The organism is Streptomyces sp. NPDC107654 (assembly GCF_055639035.1).
Genome location: NZ_JBVKBI010000014.1, coordinates 213,083 through 223,893, shown reverse-complemented (window position 1 = coordinate 223,893; position 10,811 = coordinate 213,083). Strand labels below are relative to the sequence as shown.

Genomic DNA, 10,811 nt, shown 5'->3' with positions numbered 1-10,811 from the left:
GGGAACCGCCAGCTCAAACGCGCGATGTTCCTCTCCGCGTTCGCCGCCCTCCACGATCCCCCCTCCCGCACCTACTACGACCGCTGCCGAGCCCGGGGCAAAACCCACACCCAGGCCCTCCTCCGCCTCGCCCGCCACCGCATCAGCGTCCTGTTCGCCATGCTCCGCGACGGAACCTTCTACGAACCCCGAACCCCACGCCTCGCTTGACGAAGGACATAGAGGCACCCCCCCGCGGTCCGGTCGGGACCGGGTCGCTCCCAGGCCCCGTCGGACGCCTCCGGGACCCGCTGCGCGCCCAGGCCCGTCGGACGCTCCCCAGGGTCCGGTCGAGCCGGGTCGCTCCCAGGCCCCGTCGGACGCCCCCCGGATCCGCTGCGCGCCCAGGCCCGTCGGACGCCCCCCGGGGTCCGGTCCGGACCCCGCACGGTGATCCGATCGCGCCCCAGGCCCCCGCCGGACGCCCCCCAGGGTCCGGTCAGGACCGGGTCGCCCCCAGGCCTCCGTCGGACGCCCCCAAGACCCGGTCAAACACCCCCGGCATCCAGTCCGCCCCCGGCCCCCGTCAAACACCCCCGGGATGCAGTCCGCCCCCGGCCCCCGTCGGACGCCCCCGGGGTCCGACGGTCGCCGCCCGAATCCGGTCCGCCCCCGACCCCCGTCGGACGGCCCCGGAATCCAGTACGCGCCCAGGCCCCCGCCGGACGCTCCGGGGGCCCCGTCGGACGCCGCCCCGGATCCGGTGCGGCCGCTGCCGCCGCGCCGGCGGGTTCCCGGCCCCCGCTATCGGTGCCCGGTCCGTCCGCTGCCAGCGCACGAGCGGGGTTCCGCCGCCCCCGCGGCACAGGGCCCGGACCGTCCGCCGTCACAGCGGGAGGGGCTCCGTACCCCGCAGGCCCGGGCCCGGGTCGTCCGCTACCAGCGCACCGGCAGGCTTCTGACGCCCCGCATGAGCAGGCCCGGCAGCCACTCCCCCGGTTCGCCGTCCAGGGTGAGGCCGGGAGCGCGGTCCAGGAGGGTGCCGAGCGCGATCCTGGCCTCCAGGCGGGCCAGGGGCGCGCCCAGGCAGTAGTGGATGCCGTGGCCGAAGGCGAGGTGGCCGCGGGTGTCGCGGCGGATGTCGAAGCGGTTCGGCTCGGCGTACCGCCCGGTGTCGCGGTGGGCGGCGGTGAGGCCCACCAGCACGCCCTGGCCCCGCCCTATCCGGGCGCCGGCGATCTCCAGCGGTTCGGCGGCGTACCGGTAGGTGGCGTTCTGCACCGGGCCCTCCCAGCGCAGCGTCTCCTCGACCGCCGCGTCGAGGAGGGTCGTGTCGGCGCGCAGGGCCGCGAGCTGTGCGGGGTGGGTGAGCAGGGCGAGGACGGCGTTGCCGATGAGGTTGACCGTGGTCTCGTGGCCGGCGATGAGCAGCAGGTAGGCCAGGCCCCGCAGCTCCTGCGCGGAGAGCCGGTCGCCGTCCTCGGCGGTGGTGCGGATCAGGTCGCTCAGCAGATCGCCCGTGGGCCCGGCCCGGCGCTTGTCCTCGATCAGCTCGGTGAGGTACTCGGCGAGGCGGACGGTCGCGTCCCGCTCGCTGTCCTCGCCGGTCGGCGCGACGACCTCCGTGGAGAGCTTGCGGAACTCCGCGCGGTCCATCTCGGGGACGCCGAGCAGCTCGCAGATGACCGTGATCGGCAGGGGGTAGGCGAGGGCGTCGATGAGGTCGGCGCGGCCGTGCGGCAGCATCTCGTCGAGCAGCTCGTCGGTGATCCGCCGGACGCGCGGGCGCAGTTGCTCGACCCGGCGCATGGTGAAGGCGCGCGCGACCAGGCCGCGCAGGCGCGTGTGCTGCGGAGGGTCGGCCGTCAGCAGGTACTTGCCGATCAGCTGCTCGTCCAGCGGCACCTCGCCGATCTTGGCGGTGTCCTTGGCCAGCCGGGCGTCGGCGAGGGCGGCCCGCGCCTCCTCGTACCCCACGACCAGCCAGGTCTCCCAGGATCCGCCCGGCGTGGCGAGCCGGACCCGGTGGACGGGCCCCTGTTCACGCAGTCGCGCGTAGACCGGGTGCGGGTCCCGGCGGAGTGCGTCGCCGCACTCCGTCAGGTCGATCACTGGTTCCATGTCCTCCCCCTTACGGACAGCCCCGAGGTCCCGGACGGCCGCCGGTACCCGGACAACGCGCACGGCGCCCGGCTAGTGCCCGGCGTCGCCGTCCAACAGCCCCGCGTCGTAGGCGAGCAGAGCGATCTGGACCCGGTTGTCGAGGCCGAGCTTGGCGAGGATACGCGAGACGTGGGCCTTGACGGTGGCCACGCTGACGAAGAGTTCGGCGGCGATCCCCGCGTTGGCCAGCCCCCGGCCGACGGCGACGGCGACCTCGCGTTCGCGCTCGTTGAGGACGGCGAGCCGCTCGCGCGCGCGGGTCTGCCGGGAGTCGGCGGCGGTGCCGGCCGCGTGCCGCATCAACTGCCGGGTGACGGCGGGCGACAGGACCGGGTCGCCGGCGGCGACGCGGCGCACGGCGTCGACGATCTCGGCGGGCGGGGTGTCCTTCAGTACGAAACCGGCGGCTCCGGCGCGCAGGGCGTGCAGCACCTGTTCGTCGGCGTGGAAGGTGGTGAGCACCACGATCTGCGGGGCGTCCGGCCGCGCGCGCAGCCGCCGTGTCGCGGTGATGCCGTCCACCGCGGGCATCCGGATGTCCATCAGCACGACGTCCGGCCGGACCCGCCGCACGACGTCCTCGGCCTCCGCCCCGTCGGCCGCCTCCCCCACGATCTCGATGCCCTCTGCCCCGCCGATCATCAGCGCCAGACCGGCGCGGACGAGGGGGTCGTCGTCGACGAGGAGGAGTCTGATCGGCGTCGCAGTCATGAGGGTTACGTAATCACGGGTGGGGCGTGGCACACACGCGCGTGCGGGACGGGGTTACGGCCGGACCGCGCCGGCGGGCGGGCACGCCCGCGTGCGGTGTCCGCGACGGGCGGTGTCCGGTGACGGCGGCCCCAGGGTCCTCGGGAGTCCGCGGGGTCACGGCCACGGCAGCCACCCCCGCACCTCGAACCCCCCGTCGGGCAGCACGCCGTGGCGCAGGTGGCCGCCGGCGAGCGTGGCGCGTTCCGTGAGGCCGATCAGGCCCTGGCCGGAGCCGGGGACGGGGGGTACGTCGGCGGGCGGGGCGGGGTTGGCGACCGTGACCGTCAGGCCGTCGCCGGGGGTGCCGGCGAGACGGACCGTCACCTCCGTGCCGGGGGCGTGCTTGCGGGCGTTGGTCAGAGCCTCCTGGGCGATGCGGTAGGCGGTGCGGCCGACGGACGCGGGTACGGTGCCCGGGTCGGCGACGCGGTGGTCCAGGGTGACCTTCATGCCGGCCTCCCGGCACTCGGCGACGAGGGCGTCCACTGCGGCCAGCGTCGGCTGGGGGCGTCCGCCGGAGGGTTCCTCGCCCTCGCCGGCCCGCAGCACGCCGATGATCTCCCGCAGGTCCTGGAGGGCCTCGTGGGCGCTCTCCCGGATCACCCCGGCGGCCCGCGCGATCTCCTCACGGGGCGCGTCCGGCCGGAACTCCAGGGCGCCCGCGTGCACGCTGAGCAGGGTGAGCCGGTGGGCGAGCACGTCGTGCATCTCCCGGGCGATGGCCTCGCGGGCCAGCCGTTGCGCCTGCTCGGCCCGCAGCCGCGCCTCCGTCTCGGCGTGCCGGGCGCGGTCGCGCAGGCTCAGCATGAGCTGCCGTTTGGACCGTACGAACATCCCCCAGCCGACCATCGAGGCGGTGAGCAGCACGCCCGAGGCGACCGCCCCCGCGTACGGCACGTCGGGGTCGGGCCGCAGCCAGTAGAAGACCGGGAGCAGCGCGGCGGACACCCCGCCCGCCCAGGCCACGTACCGGAAGGGCCGGTGCACGGCGAGCGTGAACAGGGCGACCACGCCCGCGCCGCCCGCGGTGTTCGACAGGAAGGCGACCGGCACCATCGCCACGGCGAGCCCCACCGGCCACCGGCGCCGCAGCCACACGGCGGCGCAGGCCAGGGCGCCCAGCACCTGGTCGAGGGCGGCATAGCCGTACGGGAGGTCCTCGTGCCGCAGGCTGTCCGCGCTCAGCAGGCCGATGAGCACGGCCAGCAGGAAGCAGAGGAAGTCGACCACCCAGTCGCGCGCCGTGCGCCGGGGCCGGCCGCCGGAAGCGCCGGCGTCCGGGTCCAGTTCGTGGATCAGCGCGGAGGGGAACAGCCACCGGCGGCCCGTGATCCGCTGCGGCGTCCGCGCCCTCTCGTCAGTGCTCACGGTCGGCAAATCTACGCACCGGGGGCGCCGTGCCGTCCTCTCGTGCCGCGATCGTCACCGGACGACCCGGGATCATCGACCAAAGTCGCACCCCTGCGGACTTTCGGCGCCGGCGGTCGACGCGGGCGCGGTCTTTCGGCGCCGCGCGTTCGCCCCGCGGCCGATGCGCGGGGGCGGATGGCGGGACGAGAGTCGTGCCATGAAGCGTCTGCTGGAGTTCCTCGGGTTTCTGGCCCTGGTGCAGGGCACGGGCGGTCTGGTGTACGAGATCACGGGCAAGGTGGGCTGGGGGGTCGCCCGGCAGTGGAGTGTCCTCGACGGCTACGAGCTCTACGCGAGCATCGCGCTGATCGTGCTGGCGTCGGCCCTGTTCGCCGCCGCCGAGAGCCGGAAGTCCGGCTGAACGCGGGGCTGGTCCGTGGGGGATCCGTGGAGCCGTCGGCCGCCGGGTTAACGTCCCGGGAACTCGTCGGACGTTCCGGCGAACACTCCCCGGTTGTCATTGACATGCCATTCTTGCCGCGCGTCACCATGACGTCATGAGAATCCCCCACGTCCTCGCCCGGACCGGCGCCGTGGCCGCCGCCCTGTCCGCTCTCCTCGTCGGCGGCACCGTCTCCGCCACCACGGCGGACGCCGCGATCGGCAGCGTCTGCTACGGTGCGCTGCCCTCGCAGGCGCACGACACCCTCGACCTGATCGACCAGGGCGGTCCCTTCCCCTACTCCCAGGACGGCTCCGTCTTCCAGAACCGCGAAGGCGTCCTCCCCCGGCAGTCCGGCGGCTACTACCACGAGTACACCGTGATCACGCCGGGCTCCTCCACGCGCGGAGCGCGCCGCATCGTCACCGGCCGGACGTACGAGGAGGACTACTACACCTCCGATCACTACGCCACGTTCCGGCTCGTCGACTTCGGCTGCTGAGCCCGGCCCCGTCGCCCCGCCCCGCGTTCCCCCACAGCTCTCACGGAACGCGGGGCGGGGCCGTCGCGGGACGCGGTGCCGGTTCAGGCGTCCTCGGGCAGGCCGAAGGTGCCGTACTCCGGGCTGCCCGCCGGTTCGTACGTCTGGACGGAGACGCCCGAGCCGGTGACGCGGCCGGAGCGGTGGGTGAAACGGGTGGGGACCGTGCCGTCCGGGAACAGGCGGCGGCCGGCGCCGAGGACGACCGGGAACGTCAGCACGTGCAGGGTGTCGACGAGCCCCAGGTCCAGCAGCGAGCGGAGCAGGACACCGCTGCCGTGGGTCTGCAGTTCGCCGTCCGTGCGCTCCTTCAGGGCCGCGACCTCCTTGGCGAGGTCGCCCGGGACGACGCTGGTGCCGGACCAGCCGGGTGCCGGGAGGGACGAGGAGACGACGTACTTGGGGAGGGAGTTGAGCGGGCCCGCGACGGGGTGGGCGGGGTCGGTCACCCTCGGCCAGTAGGAGGCGAAGATGTCGTACGTACGGCGGCCGAGCAGGAAGCCGCCCGCGCGGGCGAAGACCTCGGTGACGAACCGTCCGGAGTCGCCGTCGGCGTGCGGGAAGCTCCAGCCGCCCTGTGCGAAGCCGTCGCGGGTGTCCTCCTCGGGGCCGCCGGGGGCCTGGTAGACACCGTCGAGGGTGACGAAGATCGTGGAGACGAGCGTGCCCATGGCGGGTGCCTTCTTCCGGGTGCGGGGTCTGCTGTCAGGGGTGCAGACCCCGCGTCCGCCCGTGACTCATCGGTCCGGCGCGAGTCCGTGGGAGTCCGGCTCAGCCCGCGTGGGTGGAGAACAGCCCGCCGGTCGGGCCCTGCTTGTCGCCGCCCTGGGCCTTCTTCAGGGCGTTGGCGAGGCTCTCGATGGTGAGGGACTGCAGGATCACCCGGCCGTTGCCCTCCAGAGTGGCCAGGGACAGGCCCTCGCCGCCGAACACGGCGTTCATGATCCCCTGGCGGTTGAGGCCGCCGACGCGCTGAACGCCGTACTGGATGCCCTCCTCGAAGGCGACCACGCAGCCGGTGTCGACCTCGATCCGCCCGCCGAAGTCGGCCGGGTTCAGGTCGATGAAGTTGCCCGCGCCGGCGATGATCACCGTGCCGTGCCCGGTGAACTTCTCCAGGACGAAGCCCTCGCCGCCGCTCATGCCGGTCCGGCCGCCGGCGAAGGCGATGCCGAAGTCGACGGTGGACTCGGCGGCCACGAACGCGTCCTTCTCGGCGAACCACGCGCGCGTGCCGTCCAGCTCCAGGGCGCGCATCTCGCCCGGGAGGACGCCCGCGAAGCCGACGGTGCCCTCGCCGCTCTGGGCGGTGAAGTACTGGAAGGCGAGCGACTCGCCCGCGAGCATGCGCTGGCCGACCTGCATGGCGGTGCCCATGGCCTGGCGGAGCAGGCCGCCCATGCCGCCGCCCGAGCCGCTCTGCTGCTGCCCGCCGCCGTTCGACGGGCCGGACAGACGCGTCTCCATGGTGACGTTCACCGTCTTGAACAGGAACTTCCCGGCCTCGCAGTACACGGTCTGGCCGGGGCGCAGGTTGACGACCGCCATCTGCATGGCGTTGCCGACGATCTCTTGCTGAAGGGTCACATGGGAGACAACGCGGGAGGTGGACGGAAGAGTTCCGCACCGGGTCCGTCCGGGTGGGAGACGGGTCCGTACGGGTGGGACCCGGATCCCTGCGGGTGACGCGTGGGGCGCCCCGGTGCTGTCCGGCCGGGGCGCCCCACGCGCGCGTGGACGGGGATCAGCCGCCCAGCTCCTGGTGGCGGGCGGCGAGGCCGCTCGCGCCCGGCTCGGTCAGCGAGCCGAACAGGCGCAGCCGGGAGATGCCGCCGTCGGGGAAGATGTCCACCCGCGCGTGCGTGCCGACCGCCGGCTCGGGCAGGACGAACCGGTGGTTCGTGTCGGGCTGGAGGCGGGTGCGCGGGAGGACCTCGGTCCACGCGCCGCTCTCGCCGTCCTTGACCGACACCGACGCCCACCCGGCGCTGTTCCCCTTCAGGTAGGCGGTGTCGATCTCGATGGCGCGGATCCGGGACTGGGCGGCGAGCCGGTAGCGGATCCAGTCGTTGCCCTGGTCGCGGCGGCGGCGGGTCTCCCAGCCGTCGTCCATCTTGCGGGAGCGGCCCGGCTGGATGGTGTTGGTCGCCGGCGAGTAGAAGAGGTCCGACGCGTCCTCGACCTGGCCGCCGTTCTCCAGGGCGACCACGTCGAAGGTGCCGAGGACCGCGAGCCACTCGGGGTCCGGGACGACCTCGCCGTGGACGCGCAGGCGGGCGATGCCGCCGTCGGGGTGCTGATGGACGCGCAGGTGCGTGAAGCGCTGCTCGACGGAGACGGCGAAACCGTTCGCCGCGTGACCGCCGACGGCCGTGCGCGGGACCAGGGTGGTCCACTTCACGTCGTCCCCGAGCAGCTCCTCCGGGGACGGCGAGCCCGGTACGGAGGTGCCCTCGATCGAGACCGCCTGCGGGTAGTTGCCGCGGAAGTGGGCGGTGTCGACGACGACCCCGCGGACGACGCCCGGGGCGCCGAGCCGGACCAGCGCCCAGTCGTGGTCCTCGGCGGTCGGCCACGGGTGCCCGGCGGAGACTCCGCGCCGGCGGCGGGTCTCCCAGCCGTCCATGATCTTGCCCTTGTGGCCGAAGTGCTCGGGGTCGAACTCGGCCCGCTCGGGCACCAGCAGGTTCTCCCGCTGGGCGAAGAACTCGTCGTTGGCGGCGATGACACCGGCGCCGAGCTGCCGGTCGGCGAGGTTGGCGTACTGGGTGAAGGGGAAGTCGGCGGTGCGGTAGTCCGCGTACGGGTCGCCGCCTCCGTAGGGGTTCGCGTCGCCGGTGAAGCTGGGTATCGCCGTCACGGTGATCAGGGGGTCCTTTCGGGAGTCGGCCGGGTGCGGGTGCGGGGGTGGCTCACTGGGAGCGGCTGAGCAGCGTGCCCTTCGGCTCGGTGAAGGTGCCGTCGGCGACGATGCGTTCGCCGCGCAGCCAGGTGGACTTGACCACGCCGTGCAGGGTCCTGCCGGCGTAGGCGGTGACCCGGTTGCGGTGCTGGAGGCCGGCCGGGTCGACGGTGAAGGTCTCGTCGGGGGCGAGGACGGCGAAGTCGGCGTCGCGGCCGGCCTCGATGGCCCCCTTCCGGGTCAGGCCGGCGAGGCCGGCGGTCCGCGTGGACATCCAGCGGACGACGTCCTCCAGGGTGTGACCGCGCCTGCGGGCCTCGGTCCACACGGCGGACAGGCTGAGCTGGAGCCCGGAGATGCCGCCCCACGCGGTGGCGAAGTCGTTCGTCTTCAGGTCGGCCGTGGACGGCGAGTGGTCGGTGACCACGCAGTCGATGGTGCCGTCGGCGAGGGCCTCCCACAGGAGGTCCTGGTTGGCGGCCTCGCGGATGGGCGGGCAGCACTTGAACTCGCTGGCGCCGTCGGGGACTTCCTCGGCGGTCAGGGTCAGGTAGTGCGGGCAGGTCTCCACGGTGACGCGGACGCCCTCGGCGCGGGCTGCGCGGATCAGGGGCAGGGCGTCGCCGGACGACAGGTGCAGCACGTGCACGCGCGCGTTCAGCCGCCGGGCCTGGGCGACGAGGTTCGCGATGGCGGTGTCCTCGGCGTCACGCGGGCGGGAGGCGAGGAAGTCGGCGTACCTGGGGCCGCCGTGCTGCGGGGCGGCGGCGAGGTGGTGCGGGTCCTCGGCGTGCACGATCAGCAGCCCGTCGAAGCCGGCGATCTCCGCCAGGGACTGGGCGAGCTGGTCCTGGTCGAGGTGCGGGAACTCGTCCACGCCGGACGGGGAGAGGAAGGCCTTGAAGCCGAAGACGCCGGCGTCGTGCAGCGGGCGCAGGTCCTTGACGTTGTCGGGCAGGGCGCCGCCCCAGAAGCCGACGTCGATGTGCGCCTTGTCGGCGGCGACCTGCCGCTTGACCCGCAGGTGGTCGACGGTCGTGGTCGGCGGCAGGGAGTTGAGCGGCATGTCGATCAGGGTGGTGATGCCGCCGGCCGCCGCCGCGCGGGTGGCGGTCCAGAAGCCCTCCCAGTCGGTACGGCCCGGGTCGTTGACGTGCACGTGGGTGTCGACCAGGCCGGGCAGCAGGACGTGGTCGCCGAGGTCCTCCAGCCGGGCCGCGGCCGGGACCTCGGCGTCGTAGGGCAGGACCGCCGTGATCTTCCCGGCGGACACGGTGACGGTGGCGGCCCGCGTCCCCTCCGGAGTGATCACGCGTGTGGAGCGCAGCACCAGTTCAGCGTCGGACACCCGAACCCCTCTCTCTACCGCCGTTTTACGTCCAGGAAACGGGATGTACACCCACGTAACGGATTTCAACGTTCTGTTGAAGGAGTCTTCCCTCCCGCTCCTCCTCCGTCAAGAGGCACACTTCCGGGCGGGACGGAGGGAGCGCGCACTCTGGACGTTTCCACAAGGCGGAATTAGAATTCCAGCAGGCAGAACGTAGCTATGTACAAGCGGGGAGTCAACCGGCTGCCGGGTAGGCTTCTGCCCTCCCGCCAGTCCCGAAAGGAACGCGCCGTGCCGACGTCCAGCGCCAGCACCACCGACTCCGCCAAGCCCTCCGCCGCAGGCGGGGTGCAGTCCCTGGAGCGCGCCTTCGACCTGCTTGAGCGGATGGCGGACGCGGGCGGCGAGGTGGGTCTGAGCGAGCTGTCCGCGGCCAGCGGGCTGCCGCTGCCCACCATCCACCGGCTGATGCGCACCCTGGTCGCCTGTGGCTACGTCCGCCAGCAGACCAACCGGCGGTACGCGCTCGGCCCCCGGCTGATCCGGCTCGGCGAGTCCGCGTCCCGACTGCTCGGCACCTGGGCGCGGCCGTATCTGGCCCGGCTGGTGGAGGAGACCGGCGAGACGGCGAACATGGCGCTGCTCGACGGGGACGAGATCGTGTACGTGGCACAGGTGCCCTCGAAGCACTCGATGCGGATGTTCACCGAGGTCGGGCGGCGGGTGCTGCCGCACTCCACCGGCGTGGGCAAGGCGCTGCTGGCCGACGTGCCGGACGACGAGGTGCGGGCACTGCTGGCCCGGACGGGCATGCCGGCCGCCACGGAGAAGACGATCACCACGCCGGAGGGCTTCCTGGCGGCGCTGAAGGACGTACGACAGCTGGGGTACGCCGTCGACGACAACGAGCAGGAGATCGGGGTGCGCTGCCTCGCGGTCTGCGTGCCCGACTCCCCCACCGCCGCGGCGATCTCCATCTCCGGCCCTGCGGGACGGGTCACGGAGGCGGCCACGGAGAAGATCGTGCCGATGCTCCAGCAGATCGCCCGCGAACTCTCCGCGGCACTGGCCAGCCAGAACCCCGGGTGACCGGCCCGGGTCCCCGGGAGCGACAGAACTCCGGGTGACGGCTTCGCCTCCGGGCAACCACGATCCCGGGTGACGGCTTCGCACCCCCGACAGGGCCGTCATCCCGGGTGACGGCATCGCACCCCCGGGACGCCGCGATCCCGGGTGACGGTTCGGATCCCCGGGGACCGGTGCCCCTGGCGGCCGGTCCGGCCCCCTGGGGCAGAGCCCCGGCTGATCGGCCCGGGGCCCGGGTCCCAGGAGATCGGCATCCCTGGTGACC

At 73.6% G+C, this 10,811-nt stretch carries 10 protein-coding genes and 1 pseudogene; 4 read left to right on the top strand and 7 right to left on the bottom strand.

Annotated features, from left to right (window positions below; genetic code table 11):
- A pseudogene (locus tag ACZ7N4_RS24805) lies at positions 1–210 on the top strand (IS110 family transposase); the annotation flags it as partial.
- A gap of 705 nt (positions 211–915) precedes the next feature.
- Here ACZ7N4_RS24805 and ACZ7N4_RS24800 read toward each other — a convergent pair.
- The 3 genes from ACZ7N4_RS24800 to ACZ7N4_RS24790 form a co-directional block, all read right to left on the bottom strand.
- Positions 916–2,100, bottom strand: coding sequence for a cytochrome P450 family protein (locus ACZ7N4_RS24800; protein ID WP_471361454.1), 1,185 nt, complete (start codon positions 2,098–2,100; stop codon positions 916–918).
- A gap of 72 nt (positions 2,101–2,172) precedes the next feature.
- Positions 2,173–2,853, bottom strand: a complete 681-nt coding sequence (locus ACZ7N4_RS24795) for a response regulator (RefSeq protein ID WP_471361451.1) — start codon at positions 2,851–2,853, stop codon at positions 2,173–2,175.
- A gap of 156 nt (positions 2,854–3,009) precedes the next feature.
- Positions 3,010–4,263, bottom strand: coding sequence for a sensor histidine kinase (locus tag ACZ7N4_RS24790; RefSeq protein WP_471361448.1), 1,254 nt, complete (start codon positions 4,261–4,263; stop codon positions 3,010–3,012).
- Between the two features lie 199 nt (positions 4,264–4,462).
- Between ACZ7N4_RS24790 and ACZ7N4_RS24785 the strand changes: the two genes are divergently transcribed.
- Positions 4,463–4,666 (top strand): hypothetical protein, encoded by a 204-nt coding sequence (locus ACZ7N4_RS24785; RefSeq protein WP_471361445.1) that lies wholly within the window; start codon positions 4,463–4,465, stop codon positions 4,664–4,666.
- A 136-nt stretch (positions 4,667–4,802) separates the two neighbouring features.
- Positions 4,803–5,189 (top strand): guanyl-specific ribonuclease, encoded by a 387-nt coding sequence (locus tag ACZ7N4_RS24780; protein ID WP_471361443.1) that lies wholly within the window; start codon positions 4,803–4,805, stop codon positions 5,187–5,189.
- A gap of 83 nt (positions 5,190–5,272) precedes the next feature.
- On the opposite strand, the gene ACZ7N4_RS24775 is transcribed toward ACZ7N4_RS24780, so the two are convergent.
- From ACZ7N4_RS24775 to allB, 4 genes are all read right to left on the bottom strand, one after another.
- Positions 5,273–5,899 (bottom strand): dihydrofolate reductase family protein, encoded by a 627-nt coding sequence (locus ACZ7N4_RS24775; RefSeq protein ID WP_471361440.1) that lies wholly within the window; start codon positions 5,897–5,899, stop codon positions 5,273–5,275.
- A gap of 100 nt (positions 5,900–5,999) precedes the next feature.
- Positions 6,000–6,815, bottom strand: a complete 816-nt coding sequence (locus tag ACZ7N4_RS24770; RefSeq protein WP_471361438.1) for an AIM24 family protein — start codon at positions 6,813–6,815, stop codon at positions 6,000–6,002.
- A 157-nt stretch (positions 6,816–6,972) separates the two neighbouring features.
- Positions 6,973–8,088 (bottom strand): allantoicase, encoded by a 1,116-nt coding sequence (alc, locus tag ACZ7N4_RS24765; RefSeq protein ID WP_471361435.1) that lies wholly within the window; start codon positions 8,086–8,088, stop codon positions 6,973–6,975.
- 52 nt (positions 8,089–8,140) lie between these two features.
- Entirely contained in the window at positions 8,141–9,478 is a 1,338-nt protein-coding gene (gene allB, locus ACZ7N4_RS24760; RefSeq protein WP_471361432.1) for an allantoinase AllB, read from the bottom strand.
- A gap of 273 nt (positions 9,479–9,751) precedes the next feature.
- Here allB and ACZ7N4_RS24755 point away from each other — a divergent pair, with 273 nt between their 5' ends.
- Positions 9,752–10,549 (top strand): IclR family transcriptional regulator, encoded by a 798-nt coding sequence (locus ACZ7N4_RS24755; RefSeq protein WP_471361429.1) that lies wholly within the window; start codon positions 9,752–9,754, stop codon positions 10,547–10,549.
- The last annotated feature ends 262 nt before the right edge of the window (positions 10,550–10,811 follow it).